General features: G+C 71.3%; 17 protein-coding genes and 1 tRNA gene. 5 read left to right on the forward strand and 13 right to left on the reverse strand.

The features are described 5' to 3' along the window. Positions 1–25: 25 nt before the first annotated feature. Positions 26–100: transfer RNA gene (locus ABZS66_RS13430), tRNA-Lys, on the forward strand. A 458-nt stretch (positions 101–558) separates the two neighbouring features. Here the strand turns inward: ABZS66_RS13430 and ABZS66_RS13435 are convergent. The 11 genes from ABZS66_RS13435 to ABZS66_RS13485 form a co-directional block, all read right to left on the reverse strand. Further along, the gene (locus tag ABZS66_RS13435; RefSeq protein ID WP_354757390.1) at positions 559–930 is read right to left on the reverse strand and encodes a hypothetical protein; all 372 of its coding nucleotides are present in this window, start codon (positions 928–930) and stop codon (positions 559–561) included. Between the two features lie 239 nt (positions 931–1,169). After that, positions 1,170–1,403: a hypothetical protein gene (locus tag ABZS66_RS13440; protein ID WP_354757391.1), complete on the reverse strand. Its 234-nt coding sequence runs from the start codon at positions 1,401–1,403 to the stop codon at positions 1,170–1,172. 119 nt (positions 1,404–1,522) lie between these two features. After that, positions 1,523–2,872 (reverse strand): hypothetical protein, encoded by a 1,350-nt coding sequence (locus tag ABZS66_RS13445; RefSeq protein WP_354757392.1) that lies wholly within the window; start codon positions 2,870–2,872, stop codon positions 1,523–1,525. Positions 2,873–3,074: 202 nt separating this feature from the next. Next, a complete protein-coding gene (locus ABZS66_RS13450; protein WP_354757393.1) occupies positions 3,075–3,749 on the reverse strand; it encodes a hypothetical protein in 675 nt (224 codons plus the stop codon). Between the two features lie 95 nt (positions 3,750–3,844). Then, entirely contained in the window at positions 3,845–4,099 is a 255-nt protein-coding gene (locus tag ABZS66_RS13455; protein WP_354757394.1) for a Txe/YoeB family addiction module toxin, read from the reverse strand. Beyond that, positions 4,096–4,380, reverse strand: a complete 285-nt coding sequence (locus ABZS66_RS13460) for a type II toxin-antitoxin system prevent-host-death family antitoxin (RefSeq protein WP_354757411.1) — start codon at positions 4,378–4,380, stop codon at positions 4,096–4,098. Before ABZS66_RS13460 ends, ABZS66_RS13455 begins: the two co-directional genes overlap by 4 nt. A gap of 123 nt (positions 4,381–4,503) precedes the next feature. After that, positions 4,504–5,094 (reverse strand): hypothetical protein, encoded by a 591-nt coding sequence (locus ABZS66_RS13465; RefSeq protein WP_354757395.1) that lies wholly within the window; start codon positions 5,092–5,094, stop codon positions 4,504–4,506. Positions 5,095–5,213: 119 nt separating this feature from the next. Further along, positions 5,214–6,428 (reverse strand): DUF6596 domain-containing protein, encoded by a 1,215-nt coding sequence (locus ABZS66_RS13470; RefSeq protein ID WP_354757396.1) that lies wholly within the window; start codon positions 6,426–6,428, stop codon positions 5,214–5,216. A gap of 10 nt (positions 6,429–6,438) precedes the next feature. Continuing rightward, complete coding sequence (locus tag ABZS66_RS13475) at positions 6,439–7,083, reverse strand: LysE family translocator (protein ID WP_354757397.1); 645 nt, start codon at positions 7,081–7,083, stop codon at positions 6,439–6,441. Positions 7,084–7,133: 50 nt separating this feature from the next. Next, a complete protein-coding gene (locus ABZS66_RS13480) occupies positions 7,134–7,544 on the reverse strand; it encodes a GNAT family N-acetyltransferase (RefSeq protein ID WP_354757398.1) in 411 nt (136 codons plus the stop codon). 481 nt (positions 7,545–8,025) lie between these two features. After that, positions 8,026–9,216 (reverse strand): MFS transporter, encoded by a 1,191-nt coding sequence (locus tag ABZS66_RS13485; RefSeq protein ID WP_354757399.1) that lies wholly within the window; start codon positions 9,214–9,216, stop codon positions 8,026–8,028. 66 nt (positions 9,217–9,282) lie between these two features. Between ABZS66_RS13485 and ABZS66_RS13490 the strand changes: the two genes are divergently transcribed. From ABZS66_RS13490 to ABZS66_RS13500, 3 genes are read left to right on the forward strand one after another with little or no spacing between them, the layout of a single operon-like run. Then, positions 9,283–10,203, forward strand: a complete 921-nt coding sequence (locus ABZS66_RS13490) for a DUF5937 family protein (protein ID WP_354757400.1) — start codon at positions 9,283–9,285, stop codon at positions 10,201–10,203. A gap of 25 nt (positions 10,204–10,228) precedes the next feature. Then, positions 10,229–10,642 carry a VOC family protein gene (locus ABZS66_RS13495; RefSeq protein ID WP_354757401.1) on the forward strand — a complete coding sequence of 138 codons (414 nt, stop codon included), beginning with the start codon at positions 10,229–10,231 and terminating at the stop codon, positions 10,640–10,642. A gap of 26 nt (positions 10,643–10,668) precedes the next feature. Continuing rightward, positions 10,669–11,937, forward strand: a complete 1,269-nt coding sequence (locus ABZS66_RS13500; RefSeq protein WP_354757402.1) for an adenosylmethionine--8-amino-7-oxononanoate transaminase — start codon at positions 10,669–10,671, stop codon at positions 11,935–11,937. On the opposite strand, the gene ggt is transcribed toward ABZS66_RS13500, so the two are convergent. Continuing rightward, positions 11,934–13,673, reverse strand: coding sequence for a gamma-glutamyltransferase (gene ggt, locus ABZS66_RS13505; RefSeq protein WP_354757412.1), 1,740 nt, complete (start codon positions 13,671–13,673; stop codon positions 11,934–11,936). The genes ABZS66_RS13500 and ggt overlap by 4 nt on opposite strands. 75 nt (positions 13,674–13,748) lie before the next feature. Next, entirely contained in the window at positions 13,749–14,735 is a 987-nt protein-coding gene (locus ABZS66_RS13510) for a helix-turn-helix domain-containing protein (RefSeq protein WP_354757403.1), read from the reverse strand. 71 nt (positions 14,736–14,806) lie between these two features. On the opposite strand from ABZS66_RS13510, the gene ABZS66_RS13515 reads away from it, so the two are divergent. Then, positions 14,807–16,075 (forward strand): MFS transporter, encoded by a 1,269-nt coding sequence (locus tag ABZS66_RS13515; protein WP_354757404.1) that lies wholly within the window; start codon positions 14,807–14,809, stop codon positions 16,073–16,075. Positions 16,076–16,348: the final 273 nt, after the last annotated feature.

The following is a 16,348-nucleotide window of genomic DNA, read 5'->3' on the forward strand; positions in this document are numbered from 1 at the left end:
CGCCGCGCGGGTACCCTGTTGGCGCGGGCTGCTAGCTCAATGGCAGAGCTGCGGACTTTTAATCCGTAGGTTCAGGGTTCGAGTCCCTGGCGGCCCACCAGATGTGCAGGTCAGTCACCGGCTCGGCGTGCGGCGGCGCCGGTCGCTTCGCGCCGGCGCCGTAACCCCGCACGGCCGGAAGGCAGCGCACGGCCTGCGCCGGGTGCGTTTCGAGAAGACCCGGTCACCTCACGGCCGCAGGCGGTCTTCCTGGCTCTTGCCAGGGTTTCGTCGAACTACTGCCGTTGCTCCCGTCGGACACCGGTCGCTTCGCTCCCTGCCAGGTCCGAGTCGACAAGGACGAAGCCTCCGGCGGTCCTCAGGGTCCCGGAGGGGCCGCCCTCCGGGATCCCGCCGGCCACCCTCGGGGAGCAGACCGCCACCGGGGCCGCCAGGCCGAGCCCGCTGCGCGGGTCGCCTGCGGCGAGCCTGGCACCCCCGGCGCCGGCCCGCTCCCCGAGGGTGGCCGACGGGTGTACGGAGGGCTTCAGGGGCTGACGATCCGAGCCGTGCTCCCGTTTACGGTGTCGCTGCGTCAGCTAAGACGGCAGCCTTGCCTTCCGCATAGTCGGCCAGCGCTACAGGGTCGCGATCTAAACAGTCCGTCCAGAAGCCTGGCCGCAGCCACTTACTCGGCGCCAGGCGCAGCGAACCATCAGCTGCCATAGCCGATGACCAACAGGTTGGAAGATGGCCGTCGACTGTCTCGAACATCTCCGGACTCCACAGCGAACCGGGACCGTCGCTTTCGTCATCGACGATCCGCACGTAGTAGACATCGGTGAGATACGCGATCTCCAGTACCGGATAGACCGCCCCGACGGTGACGCCCGGGTAGGTCTCCACCGGCTCTCCGAACGGGCTGATGATCCTGACGCACCGCACGAGCATCGCGGAAGTCTACGAGACGCGGCGGCCCTCGAAAGTACAGCAGCAAAGTACAGCAACGGACCCCACCGAGCCGGACCGTGCCGAAGTGGAAACCCGTACGTAGCAACGAATCCGGCTTCACCAAACCGTACTGCCCCGACTCCGTAGGTTCAGGGTTCGAGTCCCTGGCGGCCCACTCGTGTTGCAGGTCAGAGCCGACGCCGGTGGCGCCGGCTCACCCGTTCCGGGGCCGGGGCCGATCAGGCGCGGCGCGCAGCCAACGCATCGATATCGAGCCGGATCGGGAACGGGCTGTCCGAGGTCGGTGTCTGACCGGCGCGGGCGACGGAGTGTTCGACGTAGTGCTCGCGCTCCAGGCGCAGGAGCCGCAACGTGACCGCGGATGGCGCCTCCGGCTCGATCAGCAGGTACCAGTCGATGCATGTCGAGCACCGGCGCCAGGTCGAGCACCTGGTCGGCGGCCGGGCCGGCACCCCCGCGATGCGCGCACAGCCGCTCCAGGGGAGTTCCCGCCACCCCGATCGCCTACCGTCACCGCTTGAAGGACTGCCGTAACGTACCGCAACCTTCGCCCGTGGTGGTGGGCCGCCAGCTATCTGATGAGCTGCAGCGGTGGCGTTGCGGCCAGTCGTGTCTTCGTGGTGATGCTTCGGGCGGGCGCTGCCGCACCGGGCGCGAGCTCGAACGTTCCGGCCACGTCGATCACCATGTCGACGGTCCAGGCGGCGTTGAACGCGGCGAACTTATTGCCGGAGCCGACCGGGATGACGGCCGCGTTCGACCTGATCTCGTGCGGCGTCAGGTTGAGGTTGCTCACCGTCGGCTGCTCGTAGCCGTCGGCCCACAGGCTGAAGTACGTCGAGTTCGACGGGTTCACGCCGGTCACGTTCGCCACGAGCGCGGCCGTGTTGGCGCCCGCCACCGGCGCCGGCGCGGTGATCGTGGCGGTGCCCTTGCCGGTGAAGGTCGACGCGCCGAGGCCCTCGCGGGTGTCGGTGATCCGGGTCGGAGTCATCGGGTGGAAGCGCAGTCCGCCGTCGAGCTGACCGTCGTCGTAGAACCCGAAGACGTCGACGACGACGTGGGTGCTGCCGCTGGAAGCGTTCGCCACCGCGATCATCGGGAACCCGCCGCACGTGTCGCACCACTTCGTCGGGACGATCGCGAAGTTGGGCACCACGGAGTGCGCGGTGAAGTTCAGCGTCGAGGCGTTGGGCGGCAACGCGTTGGCGCCGCTCCACGCCACGAGATATCCGCTCTGGGTCGGATCGACCGCGGTGATGTTGACCGCGAGTGCGGTGATGTGCGGGTCGACGTCCGCGCCGTAGGTGACCGGCACCTGGTGGTAGCTGAACCGGCTGAGCGGGCCGTACGGTCCTTCGCGGGTGTCGAGCACTCGTTCCGGCTCGGTCGTCCAGAACGCGCCGGCCGTCGCACCGGGCTGTGCCACGCCATTGCCGTGGTAATAGCCCATCACGTCCGCCACCACGTGAACGTTGCCCGCGGGGTTGTAGATGTCGACCTGACCGTTCGTCCCGACCGGTACGGTCACGGCGTTGGCGCCGACCCAGTTCGCCGGGAAGTTGAGGTTCGACGCCAGGGGCCGGGCCACCCCGCTGGGAAACACCGTGAGGTAGCTGGCCGAGGTCGGGTTGACGACGGTCATGTTGAGCACGACGGCGGTGACGCCGGTCGCCGGCACGGGACCGCGGCCCGTCGCCTGCAGATGCAGTGTCTGCCCGCCGCCGAGCGGCGCCCGCGGTGCACCGACGCCGTCTCGCGTGTCGAGCAGCCGGACCGGGTCGACCGAGGTGAAGGTGCCTTCCGCGTCGACGGCGACCGCATCATGCGGAGCGGCCGATCCGGCCGCCGCGGTCGGTAGCGGGACGACCGCGAGACCCGCGGCTGCGATGACGACGGCCAACTTGCGAGGCAGACGCATGGTGCTCCCCGTTCGGCGTGCGGCGACGCGCCGTACCATAGCCGATCTTCACGTCACGCCTCAACGGCCAAACGTCCGATGTGGACGGAGAAGGTCCGTCTGAATCAGTGTCCAGCCGTTGTACCGAACGGGCCCGGCCGGTTCGAAGCTCCAGCCGGGCCCGCCGTTTGCTCAGTGTTCGTTACCCATCTTCCGGGTTCATTCAGTGCAGGGGTCGCACGAGGGGGTCACCTGGCGTCGGCGCCCGCCTCGTGCTCAGTGCGTCGGACGATGTCGTGGCCGTCGCGAGTGGCAGGGGATACGGGTAGAGCTCGAGTGTTCCTGAAACGTCGATCACGAGGTCGACGGTCCATGCCGCGTTGTACACGTTGAATTGCTTGCCGCCGTTGAGCAGCACGATCGACGCGTTGGAGCGAATCTCGTGCGGCGTCAGGTTCAGCGTGCTGGCCGTCGGCCGCTGCGCCCCGGCCGGCCACACCGTCAGATACGTCGCGTTCGACGGGTTGACCCCGGTGACGTTGGCGATCAGCGCCACCGTGTTGGTCCTCGCGACCGAACCCGGCGCGGTGATGGTGGTGGTGCTGGCACCGGTGAGCGCACGCGGCGCGCCGACTGTTCGCACTTGACGGTGCAGCTCTGTGCGGCCCATGTCCGCCATTCCCTCGGCCTCGAAGACCGCGTCAGCAAAGCTGTCGACATCAGCTGGCGGAGACGCACAGAGCCGCCGTCGTTCGTCCAACGGGAGGCAAAAGCCGAGCTTGATGCACAGCTCCGTGAGGAGCCGCTCAACGTCGAAATCCAAATGAGGTCGGGACAGGCCCACGGCGACATCATCGACCCGATGCCCGACATGGCCAAGAACCCCGGACTTCGCCATCGGACCTTGCGGTGCTCGACGGATGAGCAGCTCTTGGGCCTCCAGCCGAGGGCCTCTGGGTTCCGGTGTGCGGAGGGGCTGGCGGGCTGGTTACGTCATTCGTAGTGGTAGCGGCACTGCGCGATCTGGACGACGTCATCGACGATCCGGTAGACCAAGCGGTGTTCCTGGTCGATGCGCCTCGACCAGAATCCGGCCCAGTTGCCACGGAGCTGCTCGGGCTTGCCAATGCCCTGGTGGCCGTTGCGGCGGATGTCCTCGATCAGGCTGTTGACCCGCCGGAGCATCTGGCGGTCCTGCTGCCAGCTGAGGTAATCCTCCCAGCCGCGACTGGCGAACTGGAGCTTCACGCGGCCGACCCCTGGTCGGGGCTGGCGTCGGGGTCGATCAAGTCGCGTAGCTCGCCGCCGCCGGAGCGCAGCTCCTCGACCGCCTCGTTGAGCCGGCGGGCGTTGGCCGGGCTGGCCATCAGGTACGCCGTCTCCTTCAACGACTCGTACTCACGCAGCGAGATGATGACCGCCGCCTCGCGGCCGGAGCGGGTCACCACGACCTCCTCGGCGTCGTCCACAACGTGGTCGAGGACCTTGGCCAGGTTCTGGCGTGCCTCTGAGTAACTGACAGTGCGCATCATGCCTCCCAGGCTGGGCGTACAAAAAATTGTACAACTCACCGTCGAGCCGATGTCGATGGCGACGGTTCGCCCGTTTCGAGGCTCGCACAGCAGTACGTTCCTGACCTCGGTCACAGGCGCTCAGGCTCCGACGTGGCGGTGGCGGCGCGCGAACGTCTGCACTGCTTTGATCTGGTCGAGGGACAGGGGGGCGAGGGCCAGGAGCAGTTCGCCGAAGGCCCACAGTCCCGGCACCCGGTTCCGGACCCAATCGTCGGCCGGCGGGGCGTTGGGGGTGCGGACCATGATCGCGTCGAAGTCGTCGGGCCGCAGGCACAGTGTGGCGGCCATCAGCTCCAGCCGCTGCGGGATCAGCATGCCGATGCCCATCGCCTTGGCCACCGTGCTGATCGAGGAACCCGTCGTGTAGGCCATGCCGTTGCGGCTGAGGTTTCGGACCGCCAGCAGGCGGGTGAACACCGCGCCGGACGTCACGGACTCCAGCGCCGGGAGGCCGGTCACGCCGCTCGGGTGGTCGGGTCGAGGCAATGACAGCGCGTGGTTTCGCAGCGCTTCGGCTTCCACGATCGACGGATCGTCGCGCCAGACCATCGAATCGATGATGTCGACCGCGTCAGGTGCGGCCGGCATGATCTCTGCCGGAATTTCGCCGCCGGCGATGGCGAGCAGGTCAGCCGGCCGCATATCGAGCACCGGCACCAGGTCGAGCACCCGGCCGACCGGCGGTACCGCGACCCCGCGATGCGCACACAGCCGCTCCAACGGAGTTCCCGCCACATCGACCACCCGCCTTCAATCGCCCCGAAAAACAGCAGTCAATGAGGCGAAGGTCATGGAGAGCGCAGGGCTGCCGCCTTGCCCTCCAGGTAGCGCTGCTCCGGGAGGCTGGTCGTGCGGCGGGCGGCCAGCGCGTACCACTCCCTGGCCTCCTCGCGGCGGCCGGCGCGCTCCAGCAGGTGGGCGCGCACCGACGCCAGGCGGTGATGCTTGGCCATCCTTGCGTCGTCGTCCAAAGGGGCGATCATGTGCAGCGCCGCCTCCGGGCCCTTCACCATCGACAGCGCCACGGCGTGGTTCAAGGTCACCATCGGGTTCGGGGCCACGCGCGCCAGTAGCTGGTACAAGCCCACGATCTGAAGCCAGTCGGTTTCGGAAGCGCGTGGCGCCTCGTCGTGGACCGCCGCTATCGCTGCCTGGAGTTGGTACGGGCCCGGTGGGCCCTTCGGGAGCGTCGCAGTGATCAGGGCCACGCCCTCGTCCAGCATCGGGCGGGCCCACAGCGTGCGGTCCTGGTCGGACAGCGGGACCAGGGTGCCGTTCGGGAGGGCCCGGGCCGGGCGGCGGGCGTCGGTCAGCAGCATCAACGCCAGCAGGCCCGCCACCTCGCCGTCTGTCGGGAGCAGGCGGTGTACCTCGCGGGTCAGGCGGATCGCCTCCGCCGTGAGGTCGCTGCGTTGCAGCGCGGTGCCTGAGCTTGTCGTGTAGCCCTCGTTGAACATGAGGTACAACACCTGGAGCACGACCTGCAGGCGCGCCGCCTGCTCCTCCGGGGGTGGCATGGCGAACTGCGCGCCGGCCTGCTTGATTTTCTGCTTCGCGCGGCTGATCCGCTGGGCCATCGTGGCCTCGGGGACGAAGAAGGCGGCCGCGATCTCCGCCGTGGTGAGGCCGCCTACCGCGCGCAGGGTGAGGGCCAGCTGGGACGCCTCGGACAGGGACGGGTGGCAGCACAGAAAGAACAGCGTGAGCGTGTCGTCGTTCTCAGAGACAAGAACGTCCGGCGACTCGAGTGAGAAGACGGCCACCTCACGACGGCGGCGGGCGTCGTCGCTGCGGAACTGGTCGGTCAGGCGGCGGACCGCCACCGTGATCAGCCAGCCGCGCGGGTTGGCCGGCACGCCCTCCGCCGGCCACTGCAGGGCGGCGGCGAGCAGCGCCTCCTGGACCGCGTCCTCGCAGGCGTCGAACCGGCCGTACCGGCGGATGAGCGTGCCCAGCACCTGCGGTGCCAGCGCACGCAGCTCATCGTCGACGGAGACGGTCACTCCTAGATGTCTACACCACGACGGGGTGCGCCTTGTCGGTTGCCAGCTTCACGGCGATCAGGCCTAAGAGCGTCCCGGTGACGTACCGCTGGATCCGCAGCCAAGCGGGCCGCTTCGCGAGGAACACGGCGATGGTGCCGGCGGCGAGCACGATGACCGTGTTCACCAGCATGCTGACCGCGATCTGCACCCCGCCGAGCACGAACCCCTGCACCAGCAGGTGGCCGGCCCGCACGTCGACGAACTGCGGGATCAGCGACGCGTACATGATCGCGGCCTTGGGGTTCAGCAGGTTGGTGACCAGGCCCATCGTGAACAGTTTGCGGTTCGAGTCCGGCGGCAGTTCGACCGCGGCGAACACCGAGGTGCCGCCGGGGCGGACGGCCTGCCAGGCGAGCCAGGCGAGGTAGCCGGCGCCGGCCAGCTTCACCGCGAGGTACAGGCCGGGGACCGTGGCGAAGACGACGGACAGGCCGAGCGTCGCCAGCGTCAGGTAGACGAGGAAGCCGACCGCGACCCCACCCAGCGAGACCAGCCCCGCCCGGCGGCCCTGCGAGATCGACCGGGAGACGAGGTACATCATGTTGGGCCCGGGCGTCAGCACCATGCCCAACGCGACGAGCGTGACCCCGAGGATCGCACCGAACGTGACCATGATCCCGACGTTGCCGCATCAAGCAGCAGCGGTCGACGGCCAATTCGCGATCAGAGGCCTTTCACCCAGCGGCGCCACTCCGGCTGGGCCCGGTACCCGCCGCCGGACCAGGCGTGGTGCGCGAGCGTGTTGTCGTCGAGCACCATCGCGTCGGCGCGCCGGGCGCCGAACGACCGGAAGCGCGCCTCGGCCGCGCCGAGCAGCAGCCTGCCGATGCCCTGGCGGCGCCGGTCGGGGTGGACCGCGAACCGGTAGAGGTGGCAGCGCCAGCCGTCGAACCCGGCGATGAGCGAGCCGACGATCTCGTCGCCGTCGACCGCGAGCACGAGGGCCTCCGGGTCGCGGCGGATCAGCGCGATGACCGCGGCCGTGTCGTCGACGCGGTTGGTGTCCTCGGCGGCGAGTTTCCAGAAGGCTAGGACGGCGGGGACGTCGGCTTCGGTGGCGGCGCGCAGATTCACCCGGCCAACGTACGTCACGGGACGTACGCGGGGTTACGGCGAGACGTGCACGACAGGCCGGCCGTTCGCCGGGACGCTGGGGAGCATGCGATTCACTCCGCGATGGCGCAAGGCGGTCCTCACCGCCCACGTGGTCACGTCCGTCGGGTGGCTCGGCGTCGACCTGGTGCTGCTGGCGCTCGGCATCGGCGGGCTGTCCGGCCTGGCCGACGCCGGCGTGGTGTACCCGGCGATGGGGTACATCGGCCTCGTGCTGTTCGTGCCGCTGACCTACCTGGTGTGGATCGTCGGCGTGGTCAGCTCGGTCGGCACGCCGTGGGGTCTGGTCAAGTGGTGGTGGGTGCTGGTCAAGCTGGTCATCACCACGGTGATGGTCGGGCTGGTGACCTTCCTGCTGTACCCGAACCTGGCCGACGCGGCCGCACTCGGCGCGGCGATGCCGCAGCGGCAGCGGGTCGACATGATCATGGCGCCGAGCGTCTCAAGCACGCTGCTCCTGGTGGCGACGATCCTGTCGACGTACAAGCCCTGGGGCCGCCGCCGTGGCCAGCGTCGCAAGGCCCAGCAGAGCGATGACCGCGCCCGGCGCCAGCGCCTCGGCGAGCAGTCCGGCGACGGCCGGCAGCAGCCCCTGCGCGGTCATGAGGCCGGTGCTGAGCAGGGCAAACGCCTGGCCACCGCCGCCTTCGGGCAGGGCGTCGCGGAACGCGGCCTGGACGCCTAGCCCGAACGCGAACCCGCCGCCCACGACGACGAGTGCGGCGACCAGGCCCGGCCAGGGCAGGTCCGCGAGGAAGACGAGCAGCGGCGCTCCCATGGCGACGATGAGCAGGGGAACCAGGCGTTCCCGGGTGGCCGGCGCCACCATCCGCCCGACGACCAGGTTTCCGATGATCATGCCGACCGGTACCGCGGCGAGCAGCCAACCGGCCGGGAGCCCACGGTCGGCGGCGTACGGCACGACGAGGGCCTCGGCGCCGGTGATGAACCCCGGGGGCAGCCACTGGGTGAGCAGGAGCCGCCGAACGACGGGGTCGCGCAGCAGCGCGAGGTTGCCCCTGATGCTGGCGGTGACCAGCGACTTCACCGGAGCCAGCGGCGCCACCACGGGCAGGCCCAGCCGGGTCCACAGCGCCGCGATCAGGTGACCCGCCGCCGCGCACAGGATGGCCTCCCGCTCCCCGAGGGCGGCGACCGCGATGCCGGCCCCGGCCAGGCCGGCGAGCTGGGCGAGCGACGAGGCCAGGTTCGACAGCGACCGCCCCAGCACGTACGCGTCGCCGGGCAGCACGTCGGCGATGAGCCGGTTGGCCGCGCCGTGGAACACCGGCGTCACGCAGGCGACCGCGGCCACCAGGGCCAGGCAGGCCCACACCGGCATCGGCACCAGCGCGAGGGCGACGGCGGCGCCGGCCTCGGCGAGGTACCCGAGCGCGATCAGCCGGCGCGGCGGCAGCCGGTCCGCGAGCGCGCCGAGCAGCCCGGAGCCGAAGAGCTGCGGCAGGAACGAGATGCCGTAGGCCAGGGCGGCGAGCGCCGGCGACTCGGTGGCGGCGTACACGAGCAGCGACAGCGCGACGATCCGCAGCGTGTCGGCGCCGATCGCCAGGGTGCGGGCGCCGAACAGGACGCGGAACGGGGCTACCCGCCAGACTTCGCGGTAGGTGGTCACGGGTCTGAATGTCGGGCGCCGCGGTCAGGCGGTCGAATGTTACGTCCACCGGCGTAAGGTCGAACCATGCTGCGGCTCGTCGTGGACCGCGCCGACCTGCTGCACACCCGGTTCGGCGTGTCGCCGCTGTCCGAGCTCGGCGCGCTCCTGCGCAAGTTCGCCGGCCTGGCGCCGCTCGGGCAGTTCGAGCGACTGCGGCCGGCGTTCGACCGGCTGCGCGCCACCACCGACCTCGACGCGGTCCTGGCCCTGCAGTCGGCGCGGCACGGCGCGAACTTCGTCGCCCCGCCACCGGCCGGGATGCAGCAGACCTGGGAGGACGACATCGCGGCGGTACGCGCGACCCCGCTGGAGATGGCGCGGGCCGAAGCGCCGGGCTGGGGACCGTCGCCCGACCTGGTCGAGCGGGTCGCGGACACGCTCGAGGCGGCGTGGGAGACGCTGCTCGCCGCGGACTGGCCGCGCCTGCGTGCGATCTGCGAGAGCGACGTCGTCCACCGCGCCGGCCGCCTCGGCCACGGCGGCTGGGCCGAGGCGTTCGACGGCCTGCACCCGTCGGTCCGCTGGCGCGACGGCGCGATCGAGATCTCCGGCCGCCCGGGCGTGCGCACGGTCGCCTCCGACGGCGCCGGCCTGCTGCTGGTCCCGTCCGTGCTGGTGTGGCCGGGGCTCGCGACGTACGTCGATCCGCCCTGGCGGCGGGCGATCGTCTACCCCGCGCGGGGCGTCGGCGCGGCGTTCGCGTCGACGTCGGCGGCGCTGGCCGAGCTGATCGGCCGGTCGCGCGCCCGGATCCTCGTCGCGCTCGAGACGCCGGCCAGCACGACCCAGCTGGCATACGGGCTGGAGCTCGCCACCGGCGCCGTCGGCGACCACCTCGCCGTGCTGCGCCGGGCCGGGCTGGTCCGGCCGGCCCGGTCGGGCCGATCGGTGCTGTACCGGCGTACTCCTCTCGGTGACGCCCTGGTCCGGAACGGCGACCTGTGACGCCGAGCGGGGCTAGGCTGCGGTTATGGCTTCGCGACTGAACCCTTACCTGAGTTTCCGCGGCAATGCCCGGCAGGCGCTGGAGTTCTACCAGAGCGTCTTCGGCGGTGAGCTCCGCATGAACACGTTCGGCGAGTTCGGCGGCCACGAGGGGGTCGCCGCCGAGCAGATCATGCACGGCCAGCTGGAGACGCCGAGCGGCTACACCCTCATGGCCTCCGACACCCCGCCGGAGATGGCCCACAACCCGGGCGACAACATCACGATCAGCCTGAGTGGCACTGACAGTGAGCAGCTTCGGGGGTACTGGCAGAGGCTCTCCACGTCGGGCAAGGTCAACGTCCCCCTGGAGAAGCAGATGTGGGGTGACGAGTTCGGCCAGTGCGTCGACCAGTTCGGCATCCCGTGGATGGTCAACATCGTCGCCCAGCAGGGCTGATGTACTGAAGCGCTAGGGTCTCGGGCATGGATCTCGAGACCCTGGTGGCGCTCGACCGCTCGCTGGTCTGGCATCCCTACGGCCCGATGCCGGCCACCCAGACGCCGCTGGTGATCGAGTCGGCGAGCGGGGTGCGGCTCCGGCAGGCGGGCGGCGCCGAGCTGATCGACGGGATGTCCTCCTGGTGGGCGGCGATTCACGGGTACCGCCACCCGGTCCTCGACGCCGCCGTGCAGGACCAGCTGGGCCGGATGAGCCACGTGATGTTCGGCGGCCTGACCCACGAGCCGGCCGTCCGCCTGGCCCGCACGCTGGTCGACATCACGCCGGACCCGCTCGGCCACGTCTTCTTCTGCGACTCCGGGAGCGTCGCGGTCGAGGTCGCGATCAAGATGTGCCTGCAGTACTGGCGATCCCTCGGCCGGCCCTCGAAGCATCGCCTGATGACGTGGCGCGGCGGCTACCACGGCGACACGTTCCATCCGATGTCGGTGACGGACCCGGAGGGCGGCATGCACGCCCTGTGGCGTGGCGTCCTCCCGTCGCAGCTCTTCGCCCCGGCGCCGCCCGCCGCGTTCACCGAGGACTACGTGGCGACGTTCGCCGACCTGCTGGCCCGCCACGCGGACGAGGTGGCCGCGATCATCGTCGAGCCCGTGGTGCAGGGAGCGGGCGGCATGCGCTTCCACGACCCCGCCTACCTGCGCGCCCTGCGGACGCTGGCCGACGAGCACGACGTGCTGCTGATCTTCGACGAGATCGCGACGGGCTTCGGCCGCACCGGCACGCTGTTCGCAGCCGATCAGGCGCAGGTGACCCCGGACGTGATGTGCGTGGGCAAGGCGTTGACCGGCGGCTACCTGTCCATGGGCGCCACGCTGTGCGTCCCGCGGGTGGCCGAGGGCATCAGCCGCGGCGAGACCCCGATCCTGGCCCACGGCCCGACGTTCATGGCCAACCCGCTGTCCTGCGCGGTGGCGAACGCGTCGATCGACCTGCTGTTGTCGTCGGACTGGTCGTCGTCGGTGAAGCGCATCTCGTCAGGCCTGGCGGCGGGCCTGGCCCCGGCCCGGGACGTGCCGGGCGTCGCCGACGTGCGGGTGCTGGGCGCGATCGGCGTGGTCCAGCTGGACCACGAGGTGAACGTCCCGGCCGCGACGAGGGCCGCGGTGGAGCGGGGCGTCTGGCTCCGCCCGTTCCGCGACCTGGTCTACACGATGCCTCCGTACATCACGGACGACGCCGACGTGGACCAGATCGCGGACGCGGTGGTGGCGGCGGCCGCCGCCGGCTAGCGGACGGTGCCGGCCGAGCCGGTGCCCCTGCGGACCGGCTCGGCGCAGGCCAGGAGCTTGCCCCGGCCCAGGAACTCGATCGCCGTCGCGGCGCCGATCTCGGCCATCGGGGTGTACGTGTGGCCCAGGCCGGCCAGCGCCGTGCCCTCGGCGGACGCGATGAACGACGGCTCCGCGGTCACCGCGGCCGTGTTGCGCTGCGTGGCCCGCGGGGCGGCCAGGGCCTCCGGTAGCGTCATGCCGAGGTCCAGGCGGTTCACCAGGATCTGCAGGACCGTGGTGATGATCGTCGAGCCGCCCGGCGAGCCGAGCGCGAGGAACGGCTTGCCGTGCTGGAGGACGATCGTCGGGGCCATCGAGCTGCGCGGGCGCTTGCCGGGGCCGGGCAGGTTCGGGTCGTCGGCCGTACCCTGGGTCGGCGTGAAGTTGAAGTCGGTCAGCTCGTTGTTGAGCAGGAAGCCGCGGCCCGGCACCACGATGCCGTTGCCGCCGATCTGCTCGATGGTCAGCGTGTACTCGACCACGTTGCCCCACTTGTCGGCGACCGTCAGGTTGGTCGTCGACTGGCCCAGGTCGGGCGCGGCGCCGCCGGCCGCCGTGGCGCATCCGGCGTAGTCGCCGTCGGGGACGCCGGGGAGGACCGGCTTCGACAGGGCCCGGGCCGGGTCGATCTGGCAGGCCCGCTCGGCCGCGAAGCCGTCGGTCAGCAGCTCGTCGAGCACGCGGCGGGAGGTGTGGTCGCCGACGTACCGGTTGCGGTCGGCGAACGACAGCGCGCTCGCCTCGAGGTACCGGTGCAGCGCCGCGGTCCTGCCCAAAGCGCTCAGGTTCGATCGTTCGAGGATGTTCAGGGCCTCGCCGACCGTCGATCCGCCCGACGACGGGGTGGCCATGCCGTAGACGTCGTAGCCGCGATAGCGGACATGGGTCGGGTCCGGGCGGCGGACCTCGTACGAGCGGAGGTCGGCCAGCGTCATGCCACCCGGCCGGATCTGGTACTGCCACGGTTGCGCCGGGTTGGACGCCAGCGGCGGTTGCTGCACGGTCGTCACGATGTCCCGGCCGACGTCGCCGCCGTAGAACGCGCCGATGCCCCGGCGGGCGACCAGGTCATAGGTGGCGGCCAGGTCCGGGTTGCGCAGCGTGCTGCCCACCGCCGGCGGCGCGCCGCCCGGCAGGAACAGCGCCGACGTCGAGCTGAACTGCGCGAACGCGGCCCGGTTGTCGGTCACCTGCTGGTTGAACGTGGCGTCGACGGTGAAGCCGCGCCGGGCCACGTCGGCGGCCGGCCGCAGGCTGCGCGACAGCGACCGGGTGCCCCAGCGCTCCAGCGCGGTGTCCCAGGTGGCGAGGGTGCCGGGCACGCCGGCGGAGAGTCCGCTGACGCGGGCCTCCTGGAAGGCGTACGGCTGGCCGGTCGCCGGGTTGACGAAGGCGGTCGGCGTCATCGTCTGCGGCGCGGTCTCCCGGCCGTCGAGCGTGGATACCCGGCCGGTCTTCGCGTCGTAGTACACGAAGAATCCACCGCCGCCGATGCCGGCCGAGAACGGCTCGGTCACGCCCAGGGTGGCCGCCACCGCGACCGCCGCGTCGACGGCGTTGCCGCCGTCGCGGAGCACCTGCAGGCCGACGGCGGTGGCCGTGGCGTCGACGGAGGCCACCGCGCCGCCGTAGCCGGTGACGGTCGGGCCGCTCGGCGCCTTGTGGGCGGGGGCGGGGACGGCCGGGACGAGCAGGATCGGGACGAGGACGAACGGGACGAGCCTTCGCACGGTGCCTCCCAGAGGATCGACGGCGATCGCTCCTCCTGCCTACCGTCCCGGGCTTCCCGGCACAACCCGGAAGGTCCGGCGGTACGCGCTGGGAGCGACGCCGATCGTGGTCTGCAGGTGCTGGCGCAGCGACGTGGCGGTACCGAGGCCGGATCTTCTGGCGACGACCTCGACGGCGAGGTCCGTGCTCTCCAGGAGCATGCGGGCGTGGTCGACGCGCTGTTGCAGCAGCCAGCGCGCGGGGCTCACCCCGGTCTCCTCCCGGAAACGGCGGGTGAAGGTGCGCACACTCATCGTGGCGTGCGCGGCCAGTTCCTGGAGCGTCAGCGGCTCGGCGAGTCGCTCAAGCGCCCACGTCCGGGTGGTCGCCGTCGTCGTGTCGGCGGCGCGGGGGAGCGGGCGCTCGATGTACTGCGCCTGGCCGCCCTCCCGCCACGGCGGCACCACGCTGCGGCGGGCGGCCCGGTTGGCGACCTCGCTGCCGAAGTCGGTGCGGATCACGTGCAGGCACAGGTCGATGCCGGCCCCGACGCCGGCGCTGGTCAGCACCTCGCCGTCGTCGATGAAGAGCACGTCCGGGTCGAGCTTGACGTCGGGGTACAGCTCGCGGAACTTCTCCGCCCACCACCAGTGCGTGGTCGCCGGGCGGTGCTCCAGGATGCCGGCGGCGGCGAGCACGAACGCGCCGGTGCAGATCGACATCACCCGGGCGCCGCGCGCGAGGGCGTCGTTGAGGGCCTTGCTGACGGCCGGGTCGACGGTACCGTTCTCGACCGGGTCGCCGGCGTGGATGCCCGGCACGACGATCGTGTCCGCCGTCTCGGTGATCTCCAGGCCGTGGTCCGGGACCACCTGGTAGCCGGCCGCCGCGCGGACGGGCCGGCGCCCCGGGGTGCAGACGAGGGTCTTGTACTTCCGGTGGCCGTGCTCGTCGCGCGCGGTACCGAACAGCTGGGTGGCGGTGCCGAGGTCGAACGGCACGACGCCGTCGAGGACGACGACGGCGACGAGGTGCTTTCCGGTCATGGCCCGATTCTTGCGCATGATGGCTCTCGGGCCACTCGCCGCGGGGACGCTTCTTGGCCGACGATCAGCCGGTGAAACGACTCCACCCGGCCTGGCTGGTCGCCGCGGTCGCCTTCGTGGCGCTCGTCGGTGCGGCCGGCTTCCGCGCGACGCCCGGCGTGATGCTCCACCCGCTGCACGAGGAGTTCGGCTGGTCGCTCGGCACGATCTCGCTCGCCGTCTCGATCAACCTGCTGCTGTTCGGCCTGACCGCGCCGTTCGCCGCCGCCCTCATGGAGCGGTTCGGGATCCGGCGGGTGGTGGCCTACGCGCTGCTGCTCGTCTCCGCGGGCAGCGGCCTGACCGTCTTCATGCGGCACAGCTGGGAGCTCATCGCGCTGTGGGGCGTGCTGGTCGGGCTGGGTACGGGCTCGATGGCGCTCGCGTTCGTCGCCACGGTGACCGGCCGGTGGTTCGTGCAGCGGCGCGGCCTGGTCACCGGCGTGCTCACCGCCGGCGGCGCGGCCGGCCAGCTCGTCTTCCTGCCCCTCCTGGCCGTCCTCGTCGAGGACCACGGCTGGCGGACCGCGGCGCTGACCGTGGCGGGCGCGGCGCTGCTCGTGGTGCCGCTGGTGCTGTGGCGGTTGCGCGACCACCCGGCGGAGCTGGGCGTGGCCGCCTACGGGGCGACTGCGGTGGAATCCGCGCCGGTCGTCACCACGGGCGCCGCCCGCCGCGCCCTGGGCGCCCTCCGCACCGCCTCCCGTACGCCGGCGTTCTGGCTGCTCGCGGGCGGCTTCGCGATCTGCGGCGCGACGACGAACGGCCTGATCGGCACCCACTTCATCCCGGCCGCCCACGACCACGGCATGGCCGAGCCGACCGCGGCCTCGCTCCTGGCGCTGGTGGGCCTGTTCGACATCGCCGGGACGATCGCGTCGGGCTGGCTGACCGACCGGATGGACAGCCGGGTGCTGCTGGGCTGGTACTACGCCCTGCGGGGCCTCTCGCTGCTGGTGCTGCCCGTGCTGTTCGCGGCCACGGTGCGCCCGAGCATGCTGGTGTTCATCCTGTTCTACGGCCTGGATTGGGTCGCCACGGTACCGCCGACCGTCGCGCTGTGCCGCGAGTACTTCGGCGCCTCGGGCCCAGTGGTGTTCGGCTGGGTGTTCGCCTCACACCAGATCGGCGCCGCGATCGCGGCCACGTCGACCGGCCTGCTCCGCGACCGGCTCGGCAACTACGACCTGGCCTGGTACATCGCGGGCGGCCTGTCCATCTCAGCAGCGGCCCTGTCCCTCCTGCTGTTCCGCACCCGCCGCCCGGCCGCCGCGCCAACCCCGCTGGTGGTCCCCGCCTGACGGGTCGCCTCAGGTCCCGTCTCCGCGCGTCTTCCCCTTCCGCGCACCTTCAAGTCTCCGCACCTTCCCGTCTCCGCGCGCCGTCCGTTTCCCCGCGCCTTTTCCTTCTCCGCGCGCCGATCTTGGAGGTGTGGCGCCGGGGCACTCCGGTTATGTCCCGGTTTGTCAACCACCACAACTCCAAGATCGGCGCGGTGAGGGTGCCTACGGCGTCGGCGCGCCGTTGAAGACCAGGCCCCAGCGACCGGCCTCCGGACCCTCCGGCGGGTACCG

The organism is Dactylosporangium sp. NPDC005572, from assembly GCF_040605515.1.
Lineage (GTDB): Bacteria > Actinomycetota > Actinomycetes > Mycobacteriales > Micromonosporaceae > Dactylosporangium.

What these genes read in the sequence shown, in the direction of transcription:
- ABZS66_RS13435 (WP_354757390.1), bottom strand. Translation starts at nt 930, where the DNA reads ATGCTCGTGCGGTGCGTCAGGATCATCAGCCCGTTCGGAGAGCCGGTG.
- ABZS66_RS13445 (WP_354757392.1), bottom strand. Translation starts at nt 2,872, where the DNA reads ATGCGTCTGCCTCGCAAGTTGGCCGTCGTCATCGCAGCCGCGGGTCTC.
- ABZS66_RS13450 (WP_354757393.1), bottom strand. Translation starts at nt 3,749, where the DNA reads ATGGCGAAGTCCGGGGTTCTTGGCCATGTCGGGCATCGGGTCGATGAT.
- ABZS66_RS13460 (WP_354757411.1), bottom strand. Translation starts at nt 4,380, where the DNA reads ATGCGCACTGTCAGTTACTCAGAGGCACGCCAGAACCTGGCCAAGGTC.
- ABZS66_RS13475 (WP_354757397.1), bottom strand. Translation starts at nt 7,083, where the DNA reads ATGGTCACGTTCGGTGCGATCCTCGGGGTCACGCTCGTCGCGTTGGGC.
- ABZS66_RS13490 (WP_354757400.1), top strand. Translation starts at nt 9,283, where the DNA reads ATGCTGCGGCTCGTCGTGGACCGCGCCGACCTGCTGCACACCCGGTTC.
- ABZS66_RS13495 (WP_354757401.1), top strand. Translation starts at nt 10,229, where the DNA reads ATGGCTTCGCGACTGAACCCTTACCTGAGTTTCCGCGGCAATGCCCGG.
- ABZS66_RS13500 (WP_354757402.1), top strand. Translation starts at nt 10,669, where the DNA reads ATGGATCTCGAGACCCTGGTGGCGCTCGACCGCTCGCTGGTCTGGCAT.
- ABZS66_RS13510 (WP_354757403.1), bottom strand. Translation starts at nt 14,735, where the DNA reads ATGACCGGAAAGCACCTCGTCGCCGTCGTCGTCCTCGACGGCGTCGTG.